Source organism: Streptomyces sp. NPDC026301, from assembly GCF_055567935.1.
Genome location: NZ_JBVHPN010000001.1, coordinates 397,453 through 420,430 on the forward strand (window position 1 = coordinate 397,453; position 22,978 = coordinate 420,430).

The following is a 22,978-nucleotide window of genomic DNA, read 5'->3' on the forward strand; positions in this document are numbered from 1 at the left end:
GCTCCTTGACGTTGAGAACGATCGTTCTCTAGCCTATGCCTTACCGGTGGAGAACGCACGTTCTCGCCAGGTCTCACCCTGAGAAGGTCTCACCCCGAGGGGGTCGCAGTGCCGGAAGAACGCCCGCCCTACCCGCCATTCACGCGGGAGACAGCCCTGCAGAAGGTCCAGGCGGCCGAGGATGCGTGGAACACGCGCGATCCCCAACGCGTGGCACTCGCCTACACGCCGGACTCGACGTGGCGGAACCGGGACACGTTCGTCAGCGGCCGCGAGGAAATCGTCGCTTTCCTGACGCAGAAATGGGAGCGCGAACAGGACTACGCGCTGCGCAAGAGCCTCTGGAGTTTCCACGAGAACCGGATCGCCGTCCGCTTCCAGTACGAGTGGCACGACGCCGACGGCCAGTGGTGGCGCAGTTACGGAAACGAGCTGTGGGAGTTCGAGGAGCGCGGTTTGATGGGACGCCGCGAGGCGAGCATCAACGACATCGCCATCACCGAAGCCGACAGGCGCATTCACGGCCCCCGGCCCATGGACGAGTACGGGATCGACATCCCACTCCGATAGCGCCCGCCACCACGCCACCTCAAGGTGGCCCGCCGCCACGCCACCTCTCTTCGATCAGGCAACGCCGTCAGAGCGCCCGACTTGATAGGCAAGCCGCCACTTGCCTATGGTGGATGATTATGACGGAGGATGTCTTCAAGGCACTCGCCGACCCAACCCGTCGGCGCATCCTTGATGAGCTGGTGGAACGGGACAGCCAGACCCTGTTCGAGATATGCGCACGGTTGGTGACCAAGCACGGCCTGGGGCTGTCCCGCCAGGCGATCAGCCAGCACCTGGCCGTACTCGAATCCGCGGGTCTGGTCGTTTCGCGGCGCCAGGGCCGCTACAAGTTCCACGATCTGAACACCGAACCTCTTGAGCGCATCGCGACCCGATGGCTCAGGCCCGACGCACCGGAGAGCACACCATGAGGATCCACCTGACCAGCGTCTTCGTCGATGACCAGGAGAAGGCCCTGCGTTTCTATACGGACGTGCTGGGCTTCGTGAAGAAGCACGACGTTCCGTTGGGTGAGGACCGGTGGCTGACCGTGGTCTCGCCGGAAGATCCCGACGGGACCGAACTGGTACTGGAGCCCTCCGGCCATCCTGCGGTACAGCCGTACAAGACGGCGCTGGTCCAGGACGGCATCCCGGCCACCGCTTTCGCCGTGGACGACGTACAAGCGGAGTTCAACCGGCTGAGCGGGCTCGGGGTGCGCTTTACGCAGGACCCGCTGGAGATGGGCCCGGTCACCACTGCGGTTTTGGACGACACCTGCGGCAACCTGATCCAGATCATGCACACCAAGTAAGGCGCCCCCCCCAGGCACCGGCCGCGATCCACTGGCGCCGGCCGGGGCCGGACCGGCAGCGAGGCGGCTTCGGCGCTGTGAGAAAGTGAGTGCTTCTACGCGACTGTCGATCGAGGCGTCAGCGCACTGGCCGGAGGTGGTCGTGAGCAGGGTGCAGGTGCAGGTGCAGGAGACACCGTTGGACGAGGAAACGGTGGTCTTCCTCAAGGCACTGGCAAGCGAGACCCGGCGGCGGATGCTGACGCATTTCTCGGGCACCGGCGAACTCACCGCCGGCGAGATAGCCGAGCGCAACGGCCTGAGCCCCTCCACCGCCTCCGAACATCTGCGCCTCCTCCATCGCGGCGGTCTGATCGACGCCCGTAAGGACGGGAAGCAGATCTACTACCGGGTCGCCGACGTCACACTGGACCAGCGCCTCTCCGCTCTGCAGGACTATCTCGATCACTGCCGCCTGCCACCCGCCCTTCCGGACGGTACCGACGCCTGCGCCGACAGCCATCAGGAGGCCGGCTCGGGCGAGCGGAGCCTCACGGACAGGACGTCGACCCGGCAGCGGCAGGCGGGCACCCATCACCCGGCCACGGGAGGGCGGGTAGCGGTCTGGGACCGCCTCAAGGCATCCGCCTCGGCGATGCAGGCCCAACTGGTCGCGCGCAAGCACGAATTGCGGAGCGGCGCGTTCCGCGACGCGAGCATGGCGATGTGCGCCCTGGTCGCTGCCGCCGACGGCATCATCGACCCCGCTGAGCAGGTCCGGGTCGCTCAACTCATCGCCACGAACGAGGTACTGCAGAACTTCGCCGCGGACGACCTGCAGCGCCGTTTCGAAGACAACCTCGACCGGCTGGCCCTCAATTTCGACCACGGGAAGACCACCGTCCTGCACGAGGTCGGCAAGGCGAAGAGGAAACCCACCGAAGCCCGCGCCGTCATCCAGATCGGCATCATCATCGGCGGCGCGGACGGCGCCTTCATCGAAAGTGAACAGGCCGTCGTCCGCGAAGCCTGCCATGCACTCGGGCTGGCCCCGCAGGACTTCGACCTGTGATTCCGGGCGTGGCCCTCAAGGCTGCCGCCCTGCATCAGTGCTCCAAGGCCACCCGCTCGCCGAGGCGGCCTGAGACAACCCGGTGAAGATCGCGGACCGTAGGAGGCCCGCTGTCTCGGCGATACCGGGTAGGCCGCAGAGCCCGCCCGGCGCTACCCTCCGGCGCATGATCGCTTCCCCCGAGCCCGCGGTAGAGCCGCCGGACACCTTGACCGACCCCCGCGAGCTGGTGCTCGCTTACCTCGACTACTACCGTGCCGCGCTGCTGCGCAAGCTTGACGGCATGTCCGAGGAGGACCTGCGTACCAGCAGGCTCCCGTCCGGCTGGGCCCCGCTCGCTCTGCTCAAGCACCTCGCGTTCGTGGAACGGCGATGGTTCCGCTGGGGGTTCGCCGCCGAATCAGTGGATGCCGTCTGGGGCGATGAAGACCCGGACACACGAAAATGGCAGGTCGGCGCCGAGGAATCGACAGAAGAGATCCGAGACCTCTTCCTGGACGAGTGCGCGCGATCCCGCAAGATCGTGGCGGGCGCCGAACTGCAGGAACCCGCACGCAGCGGTGGCGGCTTCAATCCCCCTGACCACCACCCGGCGCTGAGCTGGATCCTGTTCCACGTGCTGCAGGAGTACGCCCGACACGTCGGCCAGCTCGACGTGGTCCGCGAACTCGCCGACGGGGTCACCGGCGAGTAGCGCAGCGCCGGCGGGAACAGACCACGCCGGCACCCCGCAGTCGCTGCCACCATCGTCGGCTGCGGACCCCGCGACGGGCCGAAAAGTGTGAGGTAGGGCCTGTCGTCACAAAGAGAAAGGCAAAGAGGAATACCCACTCCTTGCCACTCTCAACTTATAGCGCACTGGGGGGCTTGCCGCAAGGCCCCGGTCGTGGGGCAGAATCGCGGGCCGAGGCCAGAACCTGCCGAAATTGGAGATTCACGAAGTGCGTGTGGTGTTGTCGGTTTGTGAGTCATGCGGTGACGTCGTCGGGCCGGTGAGGGGACGCGCGCTGCGGGTGCGGGCGCTCGGCACTGAGGCGCGGGCGGGCGCGCCGTCGGCCGTCGCGGCAGCGACCCCGGACCGGAGCTGATGACATGAATCCCCTGGCCACCAGCGCGTTCGACCTGCCCGACCGCCTCTCCCCCAAGGCGGACCCGACGCTGATCGACGGCGACGAGCAGCACTTCGCGGCCATCGCGGAGAGCCTTGAGCAGACGATCGCCGAACTGTCCGACCGCCTCGATGCCGAGCGCAAGGCGCCCGGCGGCATCGGCCGGGCGGCGATGGACCGGGACGCGGAGATCCACCGGCTGGCCGCCCGCCTGCGCGCGTTGCGTCGCTTCGGTCTTGACCTGTGCCTGGGGCACATCGTCCGTGCGGACAGCCCCGAGCCCGTGTACATCGGACGCCTCGGCCTCACCGACAGCACGGGGCGCCGGCTGCTGCTCGACTGGCGTTCCCCCGCGGCCGAGCCGTTCTTCGCGGCGACCCACGCCAACCCGATGGGCCTGGCGAGCCGCCGCAGGTACCGCTGGACCCGCGGCCGGGTCAGCGACTACTGGGACGAGGTGTTCACCGCCGACGGGCTCGAAGGGCACGCCGCGCTCGACGACCAGTCCGCGTTCATCGCCAGCCTGGGCAGCAACCGGTCGGACCGGATGCGCGACGTACTCGGCACCATCCAGGCCGACCAGGACGCCGTCATCCGGGCCGGCTCCCGCGGCGCCCTCGTCGTCGACGGTGGTCCCGGTACGGGCAAGACCGTCGTCGCTCTGCACCGCGCCGCCCACCTCCTCTACGCCGACCCGCGCCTCGGTCACCGTCGGGGCGGTGTGCTGTTCGTCGGTCCGAGCCGGCCCTACCTGGCCTATGTCGCCGATGTCCTGCCGAGCCTCGGCGAGGAGGGCGTGCAGACCTGCACCGTGCGCGACCTCGTCACCGAGGGGGCCGGAGCGGCGGTCGAGACCGACCCGAGCGTGGCCCAGCTGAAGGCGTCCGCGGACCTGGTGAAGGCGATCGAGCCGGCCGTCGGCATCTACGAGGAGCCGCCCACCGAGGGGATGACGGTCTCCAGTCACTGGTCCGACGTCTGGCTGAGCGCCGAGGACTGGGCCGCGGCGTTCGCGGCCGTGGAGCCCGGCACCCCGCACAACGAGGCGCGCGACCAGATCCGCGAGGAGCTGCTCACGATCCTCATGGACAAGCACACGGAGGAGTACGAGGACGACGGCGCGGTCTCGCCCCAGCTGCTCCGGAGGTCGCTGCTGCAGAACCGGGAGCTGATCAGGACCCTCAACCGTGCGTGGCCGATACTCGAAGCGGCCGACCTCGTCGGAGACCTGTGGTCGGTGCCTGCCTACCTGCGTAAATGCGCTCCCTGGCTCAGCCTCGATGAGGTACGGAAGCTCCAGCGCGCGGACGCCCAGGCCTGGACGGTGTCCGACCTGCCGCTCCTGGACGCGGCACGGCAGCGGCTCGGCGACCCGGAGGCGTCCGTACGCAAGCGTCGGCACGAAGCCGCTGTCGCCGCCGAACGTGCGCGCAGGGCCGATGTCATCGACGGCATCCTGCAGGACACCGAGATCGACGAGAGCGAAGGCGCGGTGGGGATGCTGCGCGGACAGGACCTGCAGGACACTCTGATCGACGAGGGCGCGCTGTCCGGCACCGAACCGGACCTGCTCGCCGGCCCGTTCGCGCACATCATCGTGGACGAGGCTCAGGAACTGACCGACGCCGAGTGGCAGATGCTGCTGCTCCGCTGCCCGTCCCGGAGCTTCACCATCGTCGGTGACCGCGCCCAGGCCAGGCACGGGTTCACGGAGTCGTGGCAGGAACGGCTGGCGCGGGTCGGGCTCGACCGGATCACCGTGGCCTCCCTGAGCATCAACTACCGCACGCCGGAAGAGGTCATGGCGGAAGCCGAGCCGGCCATCCGCGCTGCGCTGCCGGACGCCAATGTGCCGACCTCCATCCGCAGCAACGGCATCCCCGTCGTACACGGCTCTCTCGCGGAGCTGGACACGGTCCTCGACACCTGGCTCGCTGCGCATGACGACGGCATCGCCTGCGTCATCGGCGCTGGTGACACGGGGGTCGGCACGTTCCGGGCGTCATCCCGCGTGCGGTCGCTGACGCCGGAGCTGTCGAAGGGGCTGGAGTTCGATCTGGTTGTCCTCATCGACCCGGAGACGTTCGGCGAAGGCATCGAAGGAGCCGTCGACCGCTATGTTGCGATGACCCGCGCGACCCAGCAACTCGTCGTCCTGACGAGCGCCTGATGAACTCCTGACGAGCTCCTGACAAGTCTCGATGAGCTCCTGACGGGCGGCGGATGCTTATGGGGGGTACAAGCTCAACCTCCCTCCGTGGCCGTTCGCGGATACCGTGGGTTGCATGGACCACCGACCCGGCGACCGCACCGACAACCGCTCCGAGATCCGGGATTTCCTCGCCAGCCGGCGCGCCAAGATCACACCGGGGCAGGTCGGGCTGCCCACCAGCGGCCGGCGCAGGGTTCCCGGGCTGCGGCGCGAGGAAGTCGCCGTGCTCGCCGGCGTGAGCACCGAGTGGTACACCCGGCTGGAAAAGGGCCACATCAGCGGCGTGTCCGAAGAGGTACTCAACGCGGTCGCCGAGGCACTCCAGCTGGACGACGCCGAACGCACGTACCTCTTCGACCTGGCCCGCGCGGCCCGGCCCGCCCACCGCACGCAGTCCCGCCGCAAGAATGTCGAGGCCCCACCACCCGTCCAGTGGCTGCTCGACTCCGTCACCATGTCCGCTGCCTTCGTACGCAACGGCCGCATGGACGTCGTCGCCGCGAACCCGCTGGCCCGCGCCCTGCACGCGCCGATGTTCGACAGCGAGACCACCGACAAGCGCGGTCGCGCCAACATGGCCCGGTACCACTTCCTCGACCCCGGGGCCCACCACTTCTTCGTCGACTGGGACGCCGCCGCCAACGCCACCGTCGCGCTGCTGCGCGCCGAAGCCGGGCGCGAACCCCATGACCGGGCCCTGCGCGAACTCATCGGCGAGCTGTCCACACTCAGCCCCGAGTTCCGTACGATGTGGGCCGCGCACGACGTCCGCACCCGCCACGACGGCATCAAGCGCCTGCAGCACCCGGAAGTCGGCCGCCTGGAGCTGACCTATCAGTCCCTGGATCTTCCCCTGCCCAACCGGGCGGTGCACGACCTGACCTTCTACACCGCCGAACCGGGCACCACCTCCGAGGACCGGCTCAAGCTCCTCGCCAGCCTGGCAGCGACCCGGTCCCGGGCAACGGAGCCCACCAACGAGCTGCACTGAGCCACCTGCGCCGGACACGCCTCCGAGACGACCGATCGAGCCTCATCGATGCTCATGCCAAAAAATATTTCGGACGATGATGTCGAGAACCCGTGACCGGCTCCGTCCCCGCAGTGAATGCGACCACAATGGGTCGCACCAGCATCGAGGAGACTCACGATGGCCAAGTACCTGCTGCTCAAGCACTACCGTGGCGCCCCGGCTGCGGTCAACGACGTGCCCATGGACAAGTGGACGCCGGAGGAGATCTCGGCGCACATGCAGTACATGCAGGATTTCGCGGACCGGCTCGAGAAGACCGGCGAGTTCGTCGACGGTCAGGCGCTCGCCCCCGAGGGGACGTGGGTCCGGTACGACGGTGAGGGGCGTCCGCCGGTCACCGACGGACCGTTCGCCGAGACTAAGGACCTCATCGCCGGCTGGATGGTGATCGACGTCGACAGCTACGAGCGCGCCGTCGAGCTGGCCGGGGAGCTGTCGGCCGCTCCCGGTGCGGGCGGGAAGCCGATCCACGAGTGGCTCGAGCTGCGCCCGTTCTACGGCGTGTCGCCCACCGTCACGGAGTGATCTCCGAGGTGACCTCAGAGCTGGACGAGGCCCTGCTCCGGAGCCTCACGCCGAGCGTGCTCGGGATCCTCGTCCGCCGCGGAGCCGACTTCGCGGCGGCCGAGGACGCCGTGCAGGAAGCGCTGGTCGAGGCGGTCCGCGTGTGGCCCGCCGACCCTCCGCGCGACGCGAAGGGCTGGCTGGTCACCGTGGCCTGGCGCAAGTTCCTCGACGCGACCCGGGCGGACACCGCCCGGCGTCGGCGCGAGGACCTCGTCGAGGAGGAGCCGGCGGCCGGGCCCGCGCCCGCGGTGGACGACACGCTCCAGCTGTACTTCCTGTGCGCCCACCCGTCGCTGACGCCGTCGTCCGCGGTCGCGCTCACGCTGCGCGCCGTCGGCGGGCTGACGACCCGCCAGATCGCCCAGGCGTACCTGGTGCCCGAGGCGACCATGGCGCAGCGCATCAGCCGGGCCAAGCGCACCGTGACCGGCGTGCGCTTCGAGACGCCCGGCGACGTCGCCACCGTGCTGCGCGTCCTCTACCTGGTCTTCAACGAGGGTTACTCCGGCGACGTCGACCTCGCCGCCGAGGCCATCCGGCTCACCCGGCAGCTCGCGGCCGCGATCGACCACCCCGAGGTGGCGGGGCTGCTCGCCCTCATGCTGCTCCACCACGCCCGGCGCGCCGCCCGGACCGCGCCCGACGGCAGCCTGGTACCGCTCGCCGAGCAGGACCGCGGCCGGTGGGACACCGAGTCGATCGCCGAGGGCGTCGAGATCCTGCAGGCGGCCCTCGCCCGCGACCGGCTGGGCGAATTCCAGGCCCAGGCCGCCATCGCGGCACTCCACGCCGACGCGCCCACCGCCGAGGAGACCGACTGGGCGCAGATCGTCGAGTGGTACGACGAGCTCGCGCGCCTGACCGACAGCCCGGTCGTCCGGCTCAACCGCGCGGTGGCCGTCGGCGAGGCCGACGGACCGCGCGCCGGCCTGGCGGCGCTCGCGGCGCTGGACGACGCCTGCCCGAGCTCTTCGGGCAAGGGATCCCCCATACCCCGCCGCGCCGCGGTGGCGGCGTACCTCCACGAGCGCGACGGCGACCTGGCGACGGCGGCACGGCTGTACGCCGAGGCGGCCCAAAAGGCACCCAACCTCGCCGAACGCGACCACCTGACCCGCCAGGCCGCCCGCCTCAACGCCCGCCGGCGTGACTGACGAGGCGCGCTCGGACGTTCCCGCGGCACTCGGCCAGAGGCGACGGTCACCTGGCCCTCCTCCTACCATCACCACCAGAGCGACGACGAGACGACGAGACGACGAAGGGCAGCCCCGGTGAAGATCCGTGAGTTCGCGGTCGAGCAGTGGATGAACGAGTACGAGGAGTCCTGCCGGTACAACCTGGCCGAGACCTGCGTCCGCTCGCTCACCACCGGGGAGCTGCTGGACCTGTCCGGCCGACGCGAGGAGGTACTGGCCGAGCTGGCAGCCACCCCGCTCACCTACGGGCCGATCCCGGGCAGCCCCCGCCTGCGCGGGCTGGTCGCGGGCCTGTACTCGGCTCAGGACGCGGACAACGTCCTGGTCACCCATGGCGCGATCGGCGCCAACGCACTCGTGCACGCCACCCTCGTCGATCCGGGCGACCACGTCGTGGCCGTGGTCCCCACCTACCAGCAGCACTACTCCATCCCGGACAGCTACGGCGCCCGCGTCGACCACCTGACGTTGCGTGAGGAGCACGGGTGGCTGCCCGACCTGGACGAACTCGACCGCCTGGTCACCCCGGACACCAAACTCATCGCGGTCAACAACCCCAACAATCCCACCGGCGCGCTCATCGACGCCACCGGGCTGGCCCGCATCGCCAAGATCGCCGAGCGCGTCGGGGCGTGGGTGCTGTGCGACGAGGTCTACCGGGGCGTGGACCAGGACGGTGCCGGATTCACCACCTCGATCGCCGACCTGTACGAGCGCGGCATCTCCACCGGCAGCATGTCCAAGCCGTACTCCCTGGCCGGTCTGCGCCTGGGCTGGATCGTCGGCCCGACCGGCCTGCTGCAGGCGGTCGCCACCCACCGCGACTACACCACGATCAGCGTCGGACGCGTCGACGACCTCCTGGCCTGCGTCGCGCTGGAGAACAAGGACGCAATCCTGGCCCGCTCCCACCGGATCACCCGCACCAACCTGGCCGTCCTGGACGAGTGGATCACCGGCCGCGACGACATCGGCTACGTCAAGCCGTCCTCGGGCACCACCGCGCTGCTCCGCTACAACGCCCCTCTCGACTCCTATGAATTCTGCATCCGCCTGCTGAAGGAGACCGGAGTCATGCTCACCCCGGGCGCCGCCTTCGACATCGAACACACCGTACGCATCGGATTCGCCGACGACACCGACACACTGCGCACCGGCCTGCACCTGCTCGGCCAGTTCCTCGACCAACTCCCCCTGGCGTAACGCCCCAGGGCGAGCTCCGTGGTGCGGCTGCCGTGCGAGCATGGGTGGTCGGACTGTCACCGAGGAGCCCACGTGAGACAGAGCGTCGGAATTGCGCTGCCCCTGGCGGCTCTGGCATGTGCTCTGGCACTGCTCACCGCGTGCGGGGGATCCACGGGAAACACCCACCCTTGCACCCTGAGGGGCACGCTCGCCGGCATCCAGGTCAAGGTCCCCCCGGAACTGGCGAACCGGACGGCCGACGCGACCCTCACGGCCTGCTGGGACGGCACATGCCGGAAGCGCACGCTGTGGCTGCGGGGAACCCGGCCGGAAGAACCGGCGACCCCGGGGAACCCGGTAATGACCACGGAGACCGCCACTGCCACTGCCACCGCGACCGGGGCCGCCTCCCAACCCCCCGAGCCCCATACCTGGCCTGGCTTCGCGGCCATACGCGACCTGCCAACACAGCCGGTACACATCACGCTGGTATTCAAGAATCAGCGCGGCGCCACCGTGCTCGACCGACAGATCACTACCACCCCGCAGCCCACCTATCCCAACGGCCGCGACTGCGCACCGGGTAACCATCAGGCACACCTGACGGTCACGAAAGAGGGCTCGCTGATCCCACGCTGACCGTGCGGATTCACAACGGACGGGCTCTCTCCTCATCCCCTCCGACCACCGCCCCGGCACTCGCCGTGCCCACGCAGGCCAGGGCCACCCACTGCACCACGCTCAGGTGTTCCGCCAGGACCAGCACTCCCGCAAGGCCCGCGCTCGCCGGCTCCAGGCTGGTCAGTACGCCCACCGTCCTCGTCGGCAGCCGCCGCAGGGCCGCCAGCTCCAGCGAGTACGGGAGTACCGCCGAGAGCATCGCCACCACCACTCCGGTCAACAGCACTCGCGGGGCAAGCAGTTCCGTCCCCTGACGCAGCACGCCCAGCGGTGCCGTCAGCACGGCTGCCCAGGCGACCGCAAGAGCGAGTAGGCCCCCTCCCGTACTGCCGGCACCCGCTTTCTTGCTCAGTAGCAGGTAGGCGGCCATACAGGCGCCTGCGGCCAGGGCGAGAAGCACGCCGGCGAGCGGGAAGTGGGTGCCGTGCGGGGTGTGGAAGAGCCACACGCCGCCTCCGGCCAGGACAGCGCAGCCCGCGTCACGCAGGCGGCGCGAGGTGAGGAGGGCGAGGGTGATCGGTCCGAGGAGTTGGAGAGCGCTGGCCAGGCCCAGGGGCAGGAGGAGCAACGCGGGGTAGATCAAGTTCATCCCCGCGATGGCCGTGCCGAAGCCGAGTACCACCAATGCGTCCGTACGGCTGCGCGGCAGCGAAGGCCGGTACAGGAGCAGCAGGAATACCGCGGCCAGTCCGAGACGCAAGGTCACGACTCCCGGCGCGCCGACCGCACCGGAGAGTTGTTTGCCGATGGCCTGCCCGAACTGGATGCTCAGCACGCTTCCCAGCATCAGCGCGGGAGCGGGAGGCTTCGTCATGGCTCCAGGCTCGGCGCCGTGAGCATCCAGGTCCAGCAAAGGTTTTTGCAGGTAACTGTTTAGGCTTGACTGCATGATTGACCATCGGCTGCACGTTCTGCGGACGCTCGCCGAGCACGGGACAGTGACCGCGACCGCCGCTGTCCTGCACCTGACCCCCTCGGCCGTCTCCCAGCAGTTGCGTCTGCTGGCCCGTGATCTGGAGGTGGAACTGCTGCGGCCGGAGGGGCGGCGAGTGCGGCTGACACCGGCCGCGCACATCGTGCTCCGGCACGCCGACACGTTGCGGATGCAGTGGGAGGCGGCCCAGGCGGAACTCGCTCAGCAGAGCACTGTCCTCCGGGGCACGCTGCGATTGTGCGGGGTGTCCTCCGCGCTGGCCGCGCTCGCAGCCCCGGCCTTGGCCCGGCTGCGGAAGACGCACCCGCTGGTGGAGCCGCTGATCTTCGAGGAAGAGAGCGCCGAGTGCTACCGGCTGCTGCTCGCCGACGAGGCGGACGTGGCCCTGGTGCTGCCCGGCCCGGACGCGCCGCCCGTCACCGACGCCCGTTTCGAGCAGACACCACTGACGACCGACCGCCAGGACCTGCTGGTCGCCGAGGGACACCGGCTCGCCCGACCCGAGGGAGTCCAACTCGCGGAAGCCGCCGATCAGCCGTGGATCGTGAAGAAACACAACAATGACACCTACCCCTTGGTGACTGCGGCGTGTGCGGCGGCCGGGTTCACTCCCTGCATCGTCCACCAGGTCAAGGAGTGGTACGCAGTCTCCTCACTCGTCGCCGAAGGGCTCGGCGTCTGCCTCATGCCCAGAATTGTTCCGCTGCCCCAACACGCCGTTGTGCGGGTCCCGTTGCTGGGCGAACCGACTCCCGTGCGGCAATTGCTGACCGCCGTGCGGCGAGGCAGCGCCGCACACCCCCTCGTCAAGGCCGGACTGGACGCGCTGCGCAACGCGGCGTCGACCCACGCTGTTGGCGGCTGACACCACGGCCCGGATGGACACGGATACGAGGAAGCGGCTCAGCTCCTGGCCGCACCCTTCCCCGTACCGTTTCGTGTCTGTCGAGTCGGAGCGCGGTGCTTGTCCGGGCGGAAGATCCGGTCCAGGTGGTACTCGAAGATCGCGGTGGCGGAGTCCGGGCCGCGCTGGCCGACGAGGATACTGGTGCCGAGCCCGGCGGACATGGCGAGCAGGCTGACCGCCTCCGCCCGGGGGTCCACACCGGGCCGCAGCAGACCGGACTCCTGCGCCTGCCGGAGGAGTCCGGCCAGGGCGGCCTCGGCGGCGTCGGGGTCCTTGATGAACGGCTGGGCCGCGAGCGCCGGGTCGTTCACGGCCAGGACGGCGTACGAGGTGTAGAGGTGGTGGAAGGTGCGGCTCTCCTCGTCGGTCGGCAGTGCCGCCATCAGCAGCGCCTCGATCGTCGCGCGCGGCCCCGGGTGGTCCCCGGCGGCCCGGAGCCTGGCGGCGACCCGCTCGCCGAATCGCTCGGTCAGCTGCCGCAGCCCGAAGAGCAGCAGCTTCTCCTTGGTCTCGAAGTAGTACTGCACCAGCCGAAGCGAAACCCCCGCCTCCGCCGCCACGTCGCGCATCCCCACGGCATGCAGCCCGCGCCGGGCGGCGACCCGGACGAGCGCCTCGGCGATCTCGGTCCGGCGCTCTGCGTGATCCACGCGCTTGGGCATCGTCCGGCTCTCCGCTTCTCGTTGGCATGAGTTGGCATGGGCTGGCGGGGGCTGGCATGGGCTGGCATGGGTGCGGGCTCCAGCGGCCCCCTTGATGATACAGCCGTACCACCATCGTGGTACGTTCGTATCACGACGTCCGTACTACGACGTTCGACTACCCGGAGGTGGCCGTGCCCGAGACCACTGCAGTCCGCGCCCAGGCCGATGTCGGCCGCTATGTGAGCGACGTCCGGCGCGACCGCTACTTCGCCGCCTGCGACGCGGTCTACGCGTTGGGGGCGCCCGCGCTGGCGGAAGAGGACGTCACGACGTCCTTCGGCACCACGCACGTCTACCGCTACGGCCCGGCGGACCCGGCCGCCCGCCGCCGCACCCCCATCGTCCTGGTGCACGGAGCGGGCTCCTGCTCCGCCATGTGGTACCCCAACACCCCCGCACTCAGCGCCGAGCGACCGGTCTACGCGATCGACACGCCGGGCGACCCCGGCCGCAGCGTGCAGCGCGCGCCCATCCACCAGCCCGACCGCGCCGCCCAGTGGCTGGACGAAACGCTCGCCGGGCTGGGGCTCGACCGCGTGCACCTCGTCGGCTCGTCCTACGGCGGATGGCTCGCCCTGAACCAGGCGCACCGTGGGCCCAACCGCTTGGCCTCGGTCACCCTGCTCGACCCCGGCGGCCTGGAGAAGGTGGGGCTGCGCTTCTTCGTCTGGATCTTCGCCAGCCTCTTCGCGACCTTCGCGCCGAAGGCGCTGCGGCCACGGCTGGCGGCCTGGCTGGAGCAGCCGGTGCTCGTCGTGCCGGAGCTCCGCGCGATGATCAGGCTCGGCGTACGCGCCTATCGCATCCGCCGCCCGGCGCCGCTGCCCCTCTCCGATGCCGAACTGTCCGGCATCCGCACCCCGCTCTCTCTGATACTCGGCAAGCGCAGCCTGCTCGTGCACCCGCAGCGGCAAGTGGAGCGTGTCCCGCGTCTGATACCGGGCGCCCGGGCCGAGATCGTCTCCCACACCGGCCATGGACCGCAGATCGACCATGCCGAGGAGGTCAACCGGCGGATGCTGAGCTTCCTGGAGTCCGTCGACTGATCAGCCGGTTCTCGAAGCCGGGCCTGGCTGCGGTCCCGGCGGGATGCGGGGCCGCTCGCCGATTAGGTGTGCGGGCTCGGGCCGCGTAGAGTTGCAGCTACCGACGCGGGGTGGAGCAGCTCGGTAGCTCGCTGGGCTCATAACCCAGAGGTCGCAGGTTCAAATCCTGTCCCCGCTACTGATCCCCGGGCCCGGCGGAATATCATCCGCCGGGCCCGGGGCTTTTGCGTGTACGGGCTCCCGGTGCTCCGCCTGTGGTGAGGAAGCGGTTCAGGGGCAGTGTCGCGGCGCCTACCGTTACCGCGTCCGTGCCGAGGCGGCCGAGTTCGATCGTGGCGCGGGCTGCCGGGTACCGGAGGGCGTATGCCGCGGTGGCCTCGCGTACGGCAGGCAGCAGGCGGGCGCCGAGGAGGAGGCCGGCCCAGCCGGCCAGTACGATCCGCTCGGGGTTGAAGAGGTTGACCAGGTCGGCGATGCCCGCGCCGAGGTATTCGGCGGTCTCCGCCAGGACTTCGGCGGCGGCCGGACCGTCGGCGGCCAGCAGCGCGGCGAGCGCGGACTCCTCGTCCGCGCCGGGCGCGCCTCCGCCGCCCGCCTCCCGCCAGCGTTCCCGTACCGCTTCGGCGCCGACGTACGCCTCAAGGCAGCCGCGGGCGCCGCAGCGGCAGCGGCGGCCGCGCAGCTGCAGGGTGGTGTGGCCCCACTCCCCCGCGCCCTGTGCGGCGCCGCCGTACGCGCTGCCGTCGGTGATCACGCTGGCGCCGACGCCGGAGCCGATGAGGGCGATGACGGCGTTGCGTGCCCCTCGACCGGCGCCGAACCACATCTCGGCCTGACCGAGCGTCTTGGCCCCGTTGGAGATGAACAGTGGTGTGTTCGAGGTGAGTTGGGCGGTGGTGCGGAGGAGGGATTCGAGCGGGGCGGCGTCCCAGCCGACGGTTTGGGCGTGCACGACGGCGCCGCCGGTGGCCGGGTCCTCCGCGACGATGCCGGGGACGCCGACGCCGATGCCGAGCAGCGGGCCGCGCGGGACGTCCGCGCCGCGCACCGCCTCCAGGCCCTCGGCGATGAGCCGTACGACGTGGGTGACGTCATGACCGCCGTCCTTCAACGGGTGTTCGGAGCGGGCGAGTTCGGTCATGGAGAGGTTGAAGAGTTCCACGCGAATTCGGGTTTCGCCGACGTCCACGCCGATGAGTGAGCCGGCGCCCGGCGGGACCCGCAGCAGGGTGCGCGGGCGGCCGCCGTCGGAGTCGACGGAACCCGCCTCCTCCAGCAGGCCGTCCGCGAGCAGTTCGGCGGTGACGTTACTGATGGACGCCGAGCTCAGGCCGGTGTGCGCGGCCAGTTCCTGACGGCTCAGCGGTCCCTCGAAGTACAGCCGGCGCAGCAGTGTCGCGCGGTTGCCGCGGCGCAGATCGCGGACCGTCCTGCGGTGGCGTTCGGGCATGTGGCTCCTTCCCTCCACGCCAACTTACCGGCGTCCGGCGTCTTGACGGCCCCTTCTCTCACTACTTAACTCACGCCTTGAGTTAAGACCGAGCCGCGTTCAGAGCTTTGACGCTCACCTCCCAGAGGGGCCTCAACGACCATGCGCAGAATCCGTATGGCGGCAGCCGCCGCGCTCACCACCGCACTGACCGCCGCCCTCGCCACCGGCTGTGGCGGTGGCACAGCGCCCGGCGGCGCGGCCGGCAACGACAACCCGAAGGAGCTGACGTACTGGGCGACCAACCAGGGCTCCAGCGTGGAGGCCGACAAGAAGGTGCTGGCGCCCGAGCTGAAGAAGTTCGAGCGGCGGACCGGCATCAAGGTTCATCTCGAAGTCGTGCCCTGGGCCACACTGTTGGACCGCATCCTCGCCGCGGCCTCCTCCGGGCAGGGGCCCGACGTGCTCAACATCGGCAACACCTGGTCCGCCTCGCTGCAGAAGAGCGGCGCACTGCTGCCCTTCGACGGCAAGGCGTTCACCAAAATCGGCGGCAAGGACCGGTTCGCGACCGCGCCGATGGCCGCGACCGGCGCCGCCGGACAGGACCCGGCGGCGGTCCCGCTGTACTCCCTGACGTATGCGCTTTATTACAACAAGAAGATGTTCCGGGAGGCCGGGATCGCTCAACCACCCACGACGTGGGGGGAGTTGGTCGCTGATGGGAAGAAGCTGACCAAGGGCGGGACGTACGGGCTGGCCGTCGAGGGCGGCAATCCGGTGGAGAACGCCCACCATGCGTTCGTCTTCGGCAAGCAGCACGGCGCCGACTTCTTCGACGCCGCCGGGAAGCCCACGTTCGACAAGCCCGCGAACGTCGCGGCCGTCAAGCAGTACATCGACCTGCTCGCCGCCGACCGGATCGCCGCGCCGGGCAACGCCGAGTACGCCCAGAACCAGTCCGTGCGGGACTTCGCGACCGGCAAGGCCGGGATGCTGCTGTGGCAGGCCGCGCGCACCTCGCTGCTCGCGCACGGCATGAAGCCGGAGGAGTACGGTGTCGCGCCCGTCCCCTTCCGGTCCGCCGACACTGCCGACCGTCGCAACATCAACTCCATGGCCGCCGGCATCAACATCGGTGTCTTCAAGAACACCGACAACCTCGACGGTGCCCTGAAGTTCGTGAAGTTCATGACTTCGACGGATGAACAGAATGTGCTGACGACGGCGTACGGGTCGCTGTCGCCCGTGCTCGCGGTGCAGAAGCACGCGCCGCGGACGCCGGACGAGGCCGTGCTGCGTGACGTACTCGCCAAGAGTGCGGAGCCGTTGCCGCAGGTTCCGGACGAGGCGCAGTTCGAGACGCTGGTCGGCGGGGCGATGAAGGAGCTGTTCGCCGACGCCGCCGCGGGCAAGAAGATCACCACGGCGGACGTACGGGCCCGGCTGACCGCGGCCCAGCAGCAGATGCAGCGGTGAGGCGGCGATGATCGCCCGTATCCGGCGCGGCGGCCTGCCGTATCTTCTGTTGCTCCCGGCGCTCGCTCTCGAACTGCTCATCCATCTCGTGCCGATGGTCATCGGCATCGCGATGAGTTTCAAGCGGCTCACCCAGGAGTACATCGGCAACTGGGGCGCGGCGCCCTGGGCCGGGCTGGACAACTTCCGGCTCGCGGTCGACTTCGACGCGCCGGCCGGCCGGGCGCTGCTGCACTCCTTCGCGGTCACCTGCGCCTTCACCGTGCTCGCCGTGGGCCTGGCCTGGCTGCTCGGTGTGACGGCCGCGATCCTGATGCAGGACGCGTTCCGGGGCCGCGGCCTGCTGCGCGCGCTGTTCCTCACCCCGTACGCACTGCCGGTCTACACCGCCGTGATCACCTGGTCCTTCCTGCTCCAGCGGGACAACGGGCTGGTGAATCACGTCCTGCACGACCAGCTCGGGCTGACCGACTCGCCCACGTTCTGGCTGGTCGGCGACAACAGCTTCCTCGCGCTCGTGGTCACCTCGGTCTGGCGCACCTGGCCGTTCGCCTTTCTGATGCTGACGGCGGCGCTGCAGAACATTCCCCGGGAGTCGTACGAGGCCGCGCAGCTGGACGGGGCCGGGATCCGGCGGCAGATCCGGCACATCACGCTGCCCGCGCTCCGTCCCGTCAATCAGGTGCTGGTGCTGGTGCTCTTTCTGTGGACCTTCAATGACTTCAATGTGCCGTACGTACTCTTCGGAAAGGCCGCGCCGGAGGCCGCCGACCTGATCTCGATCCACATCTACCAGGCGTCCTTCGAGACCTGGAATTTCGGCTCGGGCTCGGCGATGTCCGTCCTGCTGCTGTTGTTCCTGCTCGTGGTGACGGCCGTATATCTGCTGGTCACCGGCCGTGGAAGGAGGGGCGGGCATGGCTGAGGCCGTAAAGTCGCCCACCGCGCCGCCCCGGTCCTTCGTCTGGACCCGGCGCGTGCTGCTCACCCTGCTGGCCCTGTTCACGGCCACCCCGCTGTATGTGATGCTGAGCAGCTCGCTCAAGCCGCTGCGGGACGTGACCGGCGCCTTCCGGTGGTTCCCCAGCCACCTGACGGTGCAGCCGTATCTCGACATCTGGCGGACCGTGCCGTTGGGCCGGTACTTCGTGAACTCGCTCATCGTGGCGAGCGCGGCGACCGCCTGCTCGGTGGTGATCGCGGTGTTCGCGGCGTACGCGGTGAGCCGGTACACCTTCCGGGGCAAGCGGCTGTTCACGGTGACGGTGCTGTCCACCCAGATGTTCCCCGGCATCCTCTTCCTTCTCCCGCTCTTCCTGCTCTTCGTCAACATCGGGAACGCCACCGGCATCGCGCTCTACGGCTCGCGCGGCGGCCTGATCCTCACGTACATGACCTTCACCCTGCCGCTGTCCATCTGGATGCTGGTGGGTTACTTCGACTCCATCCCGCGCGATCTGGACGAGGCGGCGCAGGTCGACGGCTGCGGGCCGCTCGGCGCGCTGCTGCGGGTGGTCGTGCCCGCGGCCGTGCCGGGCATCGTGGCCGTGGCGATCTACTCCTTCATGACCGCCTGGGGCGAGGTGCTCTTCGCCTCGGTCATGACCAACGACGTCACCCGCACGCTCGCGATCGGCCTGCAGGGCTACGCCACCCAGACCGAGGTGTACTGGAACCAGATCATGGCCGCCTCGCTCGTGGTCAGCGTCCCCGTCGTCGCGGGCTTCCTGCTGCTCCAGCGCTATCTCGTCGCCGGGCTCACCGCCGGCGCCGTCAAATGACGCCTTACGGAAGGACTTCCGTGTCCGACAGCCAGCTCGCCGCGCTCCCCGCCGGCTTCGTGTGGGGGACGGCCACCGCCGCGTACCAGATCGAGGGCGCGGTCGCCGAGGACGGCCGGGCGCCGTCCATCTGGGACACCTTCAGCCACACCCCCGGTGCGGTCGACAAGGGCGACACCGGGGACGTGGCCTGCGACCACTACCACCGCTGGCCCGAGGACATCGCGCTGATGCGGCGCCTCGGGGTGGACGCGTACCGCTTCTCCGTTGCCTGGCCGCGGGTCGTGCCGGGCGGCGACGGACCGGTCAACAAGGCGGGCCTGGACTTCTACGACCGGCTCACCGACGCGCTCCTGGAAGCCGGGATCACGCCGTACCCGACCCTGTACCACTGGGATCTGCCGCAGGCGCTGCAGGACCGCGGCGGCTGGCCGGCCCGGGAGACCGCCGAGCACTTCGCGTCGTACGCCGCGGTCGTCGCCAAGCGGCTCGGCGACCGCGTCCAGCACTGGGCCACGCTCAACGAGCCGCTCTGCTCCGCCTGGATCGGCCACCTCGAAGGCCGGATGGCGCCGGGCCTGACCGACCTCACCGCCGCCGTCCGCGCCTCCTTCCACCTGCACCTCGGGCACGGCCTGGCGACGCAGGCGATCCGGGCCGCGGTGCCCGGCGCCCGGATCGGCATCGTCAACAACCTCACGCACTGCGAGCCGGCGAGCGAGCGCGAGGCCGACCACGCCGCCGCGCGCCGCTCCGACGGCCACACCAACCGCTGGTGGCTGGACCCGCTGCACGGCCGCGGCTATCCCGAGGACATGGTCGCGCTGTACGGCACCGAGCCGCCGGCCCGCGCCGGGGACCTGGAGACCATCGCCGCGCCGCTGGACTGGCTCGGCCTGAACTACTACTTCCGCAACGTCGTCGCCGACGATCCGGCGGGCCCGGTGCCGCACGCCCGGCAGACCGCCGTCCCCGGCGCGCGCCGCACCGCCATGGGCTGGGAGGTCCACGCGGAGGGTCTCGTCGCGACGCTGCGGCGGCTGACCGAGGACTACGGGGCGCGCTGCCTGTACGTCACCGAGAACGGCTCCGCCTACCCGGACACCGTCGGCCCCGACGGGCGGGTCGACGACCCGGAGCGGGTGCGCTATCTGGAGGAGCACCTGGCGGCCTGCGCCCGCGCGGTGTCCGAAGGGGTGCCGCTGGCGGGCTACTTCGCCTGGTCACTGCTGGACAACTTCGAGTGGGCGTACGGCTACGACAAGCGGTTCGGGCTGGTCCATGTGGATTACGGGACGCAGCGGCGGACGATCAAGAGCAGCGGACACCGGTACGCCGCCCTGATCGCCGCACACCGGGCCCGGGTGGGCCCGGTTCCACGAGTGGCGTTCAATCGGCCAGCAAGGTCGTGATGGCCTTGTCCAGCGCGCCGCCGACGTCCTCGATGTGCCGGTGCCGGCCGTTCTCGACGACGAGTTCGCCGCCGGTGACGACATGGCTGACGTCGGCGGCGGTGCCGGCGAACACGGTGTGGGCCAGCGGATCGCCGGCCCGCGCCCCGGCCGTGCGCGGCGAGTCCAGCCGTACGGTGGCGAGGTCGGCGAGCCGGCCCGCCGCGATCGCGCCGGCGTTCCAGCCGAGCGCCGCCATGCCCGCCGAGGTCGCGGCGGTGAGCAGTTCGGCGGCGGTCCAGTGGCCGCGGCGGCCGCTGATCAGCCGCTCGTCCAGTTCGATGGCGCGGGCCTCCTCCCACAGGTCGATCATCATGTGCGCGTCGCTGCCGAGGCTCAGCGGCGTGCCGGCCGCCGCCAGCCGCCCGGCGGGCCCGATCCCGTCGGCCAGATCGCGTTCGGTCGTCGGGCACAGGCAGACGCCGGTGCCGGAGCCGCCCAGCAGCGCGATGTCGGCGGAGTCCAGATGGGTCGCGTGCACGGCCGTCGCGCCCTCGCCCAGTACTCCCTTCTCGTGCAGCAGACGGGTGGGGGTGCGGCCGTACCGCTGGCGGCAGGCGGCGTTCTCGGCGGGCTGTTCGGAGAGGTGGACGTGGAGGGGGACGCCGCGGCGGCGGGCGTCGGCGGCGACGAACGTCATCGCCTCGCGCGGCACGGCCCGCACACTGTGCACGGCGGCGCCGATGCGGAGCCGGTCGCCGTCCCGCAGGGCGCCCGTGCGCCGGGCCCAGTCCTCGGCGCTGCCGTCGCTGAACCGCCGCTGCACGCCTTCCAGCCGTCTGCCGTCGATGTCGGCCATGAGGTAGCAGGTGTCGAGGAGGGTGAGCCGGATGCCCGCGTCGGCGGCGGCGCGGGCGAGCGCGTGGCCCATGGCGTTGGGGTCGTCGTACGGTGTGCCGTCCGGGTTGTGGTGAACGTAGTGGAACTCGCCGACGGCGGTGATGCCGGACAGCGCCATCTCGGCGTACGTGGCGCGGGCGAGGGCGTACATACGGTCGGGATCGAGGTGTCCCGCGGCGTCGTACATGACATCGCGCCAGCGCCAGAAGTCGGTGACGCCGCTCTGGCTGCGGCCGCGGATGGCGCGGTGGAAGACGTGGGAGTGGGTGTTGGCCAGGCCCGGTACGGTGAGTCCGGGCAGTCGGTGGGCACCGGGCGGTGCCGGGGTGTTGTCGGTGACGCGGGTGATCCGGCCGTCGGCCACGTCGATGAGGACCTGCTCGGCGACGCCGGCCCCGCCGAGCCAGGCGTACTCGCAATGAAACGTCATCCGGCCTCCCTAGGGAGCCTGTGTCATGGCCCCGGCCGGGCGCCCGCCGCCTGGCACGCACGCTCGCGGCGTTGTCGTCGGTCGCCGACGCTCCGCGTCGACTCCCTCCTCCGCCTTGCGATCGCACGCACCAGACGACGTTCGCTGATCCGACCAGGGCCATGACACAGGCTCCGACGACGGTCCGCCGCGACCGGTCACGCACCGCGGCGACCACGGAGCTCTCCGTCAACGGTAGTTGATCTCCGAACGACTGGGAACGCCTCGTGCGGACGTGGCGTCAAGATGCCTGTGCCATGGGCGAGTTCAGGATGACCGTGGTGGGCCGGAAGGGCCCTCTTGCGGCGCCGGGGCCGGCTCCGGAGCCGACGCCGCGGCCGGGACCGGGCCCGTGCTGCCCCGCGGCTGGATCCGGGGCAGCGGCTCCTGGGTGTGCCCTGCGGGCGCGCCGTCCAGGAGGGCGGTGAGGGCCTGCGCGGCGTGCCGGCCGAAGGCGGCGGTGTCGCGCACCGGTGCGGTCAGCGCCGGGTGGACGCTGCGGCACAGGACCGAGTCGTCCCAGGCGACGAGGGAGAGCCGGTCGGGGACGCGGATGCCGCGCTCGGCGGCGACGCCCAGCCCGGCGACGGCCAGTACGTCGTTGTCGTAGATCAGGGCGGTGGGCGGCCGGGGGTGGTCCAGCACCCGGCGGGTGGCCGCCGCGCCCTCGCTGTCGGAGTAGTCGGTGGTCACCGAGGCGACCTCGGTGAGGCCGAGGCGGGCCGCCTCGGCGCGCAGGGAGGCGATCCGGCGCTGGGTGTGGGCGAATTCGGGCAGTCCGGCGATGTGCGTGATGCGGCGGTGGCCGAGCGCGTGGAGATGGCCGACGAGGGCGGCCATGATGCCCGCGTCGTCGGCGCCGAGGGTGGAGACGGCCGGGCTCTCACCGTCCACGACGGCCGGCGCGGGGGCGCCGATCATCACGGCGGGCAGCCCGAGGCCGCCCAGCAGGTCGGGGCGGGGGTCGTCCTGGCGCGGGTCGACGACGAGGACGCCGTCCACGCGGTGCTCGGCCCACCAGCGGCGGTAGGTCGCGCACTCCGCGTCCAGCCCCTCGACGACCTGGAAGAGCAGCCCCAGCTTGCGTTGGGACAGCTCCTCCTGGATGCCGGAGACCAGCTGGAGGAAGAAGGACTCCACGCCGAGGGTGCGGGCCGGCCGGGCCAGTACCAGTCCGACCGTCGCCGAGCCCTCGCCGGACAGCGCGCGGGCCGCGGCGCGCGGCTGCCAGCCGAGCTGCTCGGCTACCCGGCGGATGCGGTCCCGGGTCACCGGCGAGACGCCGGGGCGGTCGTTGAGCGCGAAGGAGACCGCGCTCTCGGACACCCCGGCGCGCAGGGCGATGTCCTTCATGGTCGGCCGCCGGGCCGGCGTAGGGCGCATGCTCCCTCTTCCGCTTCGCTACTAATGCGCTTGAGTACGGAGAGACTAAAGCGCATTAGCACTTCGCGCAACAGGCCCGAACTTACCGCTGTGACCTGGGGTTTCAGCACGCAGAAAAGAAATTCGCGCGAAAAGTGTTGACGTAACTCGGGGGC

The 22,978-nt window shown here is 70.4% G+C and carries 21 protein-coding genes, 1 tRNA gene and 2 pseudogenes; 19 read left to right on the forward strand and 5 right to left on the reverse strand.

Going from position 1 to position 22,978, the window contains the following annotated elements; genetic code table 11:
• The first annotated feature begins 108 nt into the window (after positions 1–108).
• The 12 genes and pseudogenes from ACZ4MH_RS01785 to ACZ4MH_RS01840 all read left to right on the forward strand — a co-directional run bounded on the left by ACZ4MH_RS01785 (position 109) and on the right by ACZ4MH_RS01840 (position 10,358).
• Positions 109–570, forward strand: a complete 462-nt coding sequence (locus ACZ4MH_RS01785) for a nuclear transport factor 2 family protein (protein WP_351587246.1) — start codon at positions 109–111, stop codon at positions 568–570.
• Positions 571–689: 119 nt separating this feature from the next.
• Positions 690–983, forward strand: a complete 294-nt coding sequence (locus tag ACZ4MH_RS01790) for an ArsR/SmtB family transcription factor (RefSeq protein ID WP_351587248.1) — start codon at positions 690–692, stop codon at positions 981–983.
• Positions 980–1,366: a VOC family protein gene (locus ACZ4MH_RS01795; RefSeq protein WP_351587250.1), complete on the forward strand. Its 387-nt coding sequence runs from the start codon at positions 980–982 to the stop codon at positions 1,364–1,366. The genes ACZ4MH_RS01790 and ACZ4MH_RS01795 overlap by 4 nt, the downstream gene beginning before the upstream one ends.
• Before the next feature lie 193 nt (positions 1,367–1,559).
• A pseudogene (locus ACZ4MH_RS01800) lies at positions 1,560–1,769 on the forward strand (ArsR/SmtB family transcription factor); the annotation flags it as partial.
• A gap of 231 nt (positions 1,770–2,000) precedes the next feature.
• Positions 2,001–2,417, forward strand: a complete 417-nt coding sequence (locus ACZ4MH_RS01805; protein WP_351587305.1) for a tellurite resistance TerB family protein — start codon at positions 2,001–2,003, stop codon at positions 2,415–2,417.
• Positions 2,418–2,583: 166 nt separating this feature from the next.
• Positions 2,584–3,111, forward strand: coding sequence for a DinB family protein (locus tag ACZ4MH_RS01810; protein WP_351587252.1), 528 nt, complete (start codon positions 2,584–2,586; stop codon positions 3,109–3,111).
• Positions 3,112–3,509: 398 nt separating this feature from the next.
• On the forward strand, positions 3,510–5,696 hold the full coding sequence (helR, locus tag ACZ4MH_RS01815) for an RNA polymerase recycling motor ATPase HelR (RefSeq protein WP_351587254.1): 2,187 nt from the start codon (positions 3,510–3,512) through the stop codon (positions 5,694–5,696).
• A 115-nt stretch (positions 5,697–5,811) separates the two neighbouring features.
• Positions 5,812–6,729: a helix-turn-helix transcriptional regulator gene (locus ACZ4MH_RS01820; RefSeq protein WP_351587256.1), complete on the forward strand. Its 918-nt coding sequence runs from the start codon at positions 5,812–5,814 to the stop codon at positions 6,727–6,729.
• Between the two features lie 159 nt (positions 6,730–6,888).
• A complete protein-coding gene (locus tag ACZ4MH_RS01825) occupies positions 6,889–7,296 on the forward strand; it encodes a YciI family protein (RefSeq protein WP_351587258.1) in 408 nt (135 codons plus the stop codon).
• A gap of 20 nt (positions 7,297–7,316) precedes the next feature.
• Positions 7,317–8,492, forward strand: a complete 1,176-nt coding sequence (locus ACZ4MH_RS01830; protein WP_351587307.1) for an RNA polymerase sigma factor — start codon at positions 7,317–7,319, stop codon at positions 8,490–8,492.
• A gap of 117 nt (positions 8,493–8,609) precedes the next feature.
• Complete coding sequence (locus tag ACZ4MH_RS01835; RefSeq protein ID WP_351587260.1) at positions 8,610–9,737, forward strand: aminotransferase; 1,128 nt, start codon at positions 8,610–8,612, stop codon at positions 9,735–9,737.
• 72 nt (positions 9,738–9,809) lie between these two features.
• On the forward strand, positions 9,810–10,358 hold the full coding sequence (locus ACZ4MH_RS01840) for a hypothetical protein (RefSeq protein WP_351587262.1): 549 nt from the start codon (positions 9,810–9,812) through the stop codon (positions 10,356–10,358).
• A 10-nt stretch (positions 10,359–10,368) separates the two neighbouring features.
• Here ACZ4MH_RS01840 and ACZ4MH_RS01845 read toward each other — a convergent pair whose 3' ends face one another.
• Positions 10,369–11,214 (reverse strand): EamA family transporter, encoded by an 846-nt coding sequence (locus ACZ4MH_RS01845; protein ID WP_351587264.1) that lies wholly within the window; start codon positions 11,212–11,214, stop codon positions 10,369–10,371.
• A gap of 73 nt (positions 11,215–11,287) precedes the next feature.
• Between ACZ4MH_RS01845 and ACZ4MH_RS01850 the strand changes: the two genes are divergently transcribed.
• Positions 11,288–12,199 (forward strand): LysR family transcriptional regulator, encoded by a 912-nt coding sequence (locus ACZ4MH_RS01850; RefSeq protein ID WP_351587266.1) that lies wholly within the window; start codon positions 11,288–11,290, stop codon positions 12,197–12,199.
• Positions 12,200–12,237: 38 nt separating this feature from the next.
• Here the strand turns inward: ACZ4MH_RS01850 and ACZ4MH_RS01855 are convergent, their stop codons facing one another.
• Positions 12,238–12,903 (reverse strand): TetR/AcrR family transcriptional regulator, encoded by a 666-nt coding sequence (locus ACZ4MH_RS01855; protein ID WP_351587268.1) that lies wholly within the window; start codon positions 12,901–12,903, stop codon positions 12,238–12,240.
• 167 nt (positions 12,904–13,070) lie between these two features.
• Between ACZ4MH_RS01855 and ACZ4MH_RS01860 the strand changes: the two genes are divergently transcribed.
• The gene (locus tag ACZ4MH_RS01860) at positions 13,071–13,991 is read left to right on the forward strand and encodes an alpha/beta fold hydrolase (protein WP_351587309.1); all 921 of its coding nucleotides are present in this window, start codon (positions 13,071–13,073) and stop codon (positions 13,989–13,991) included.
• A 104-nt stretch (positions 13,992–14,095) separates the two neighbouring features.
• Positions 14,096–14,169 (forward strand) — tRNA-Met (locus tag ACZ4MH_RS01865).
• 24 nt (positions 14,170–14,193) lie between these two features.
• Here the strand turns inward: ACZ4MH_RS01865 and ACZ4MH_RS01870 are convergent.
• A complete protein-coding gene (locus ACZ4MH_RS01870; RefSeq protein WP_351587270.1) occupies positions 14,194–15,441 on the reverse strand; it encodes an ROK family transcriptional regulator in 1,248 nt (415 codons plus the stop codon).
• A gap of 141 nt (positions 15,442–15,582) precedes the next feature.
• Between ACZ4MH_RS01870 and ACZ4MH_RS01875 the strand changes: the two genes are divergently transcribed.
• The 4 genes and pseudogenes from ACZ4MH_RS01875 (at position 15,583) to ACZ4MH_RS01890 (ending at position 20,092) form a co-directional block, all read left to right on the forward strand.
• The gene (locus tag ACZ4MH_RS01875) at positions 15,583–16,899 is read left to right on the forward strand and encodes an ABC transporter substrate-binding protein (RefSeq protein ID WP_351587272.1); all 1,317 of its coding nucleotides are present in this window, start codon (positions 15,583–15,585) and stop codon (positions 16,897–16,899) included.
• Between the two features lie 16 nt (positions 16,900–16,915).
• Positions 16,916–17,824: pseudogene (locus ACZ4MH_RS01880) on the forward strand (carbohydrate ABC transporter permease); the annotation flags it as partial.
• The gene (locus tag ACZ4MH_RS01885; protein ID WP_351587274.1) at positions 17,817–18,680 is read left to right on the forward strand and encodes a carbohydrate ABC transporter permease; all 864 of its coding nucleotides are present in this window, start codon (positions 17,817–17,819) and stop codon (positions 18,678–18,680) included. The pseudogene ACZ4MH_RS01880 and the gene ACZ4MH_RS01885, both read left to right, overlap by 8 nt.
• Positions 18,677–20,092: a GH1 family beta-glucosidase gene (locus tag ACZ4MH_RS01890; protein ID WP_467753765.1), complete on the forward strand. Its 1,416-nt coding sequence runs from the start codon at positions 18,677–18,679 to the stop codon at positions 20,090–20,092. Before ACZ4MH_RS01885 ends, ACZ4MH_RS01890 begins: the two co-directional genes overlap by 4 nt.
• On the opposite strand, the gene ACZ4MH_RS01895 is transcribed toward ACZ4MH_RS01890, so the two are convergent.
• Positions 20,070–21,401 (reverse strand): formimidoylglutamate deiminase, encoded by a 1,332-nt coding sequence (locus ACZ4MH_RS01895; RefSeq protein WP_351587278.1) that lies wholly within the window; start codon positions 21,399–21,401, stop codon positions 20,070–20,072. The two genes, ACZ4MH_RS01890 and ACZ4MH_RS01895, sit on opposite strands and share 23 nt — an antisense overlap.
• Positions 21,402–21,707: 306 nt before the next feature.
• Positions 21,708–22,823, reverse strand: a complete 1,116-nt coding sequence (locus tag ACZ4MH_RS01900) for a LacI family DNA-binding transcriptional regulator (RefSeq protein ID WP_351587280.1) — start codon at positions 22,821–22,823, stop codon at positions 21,708–21,710.
• Positions 22,824–22,978: the final 155 nt, after the last annotated feature.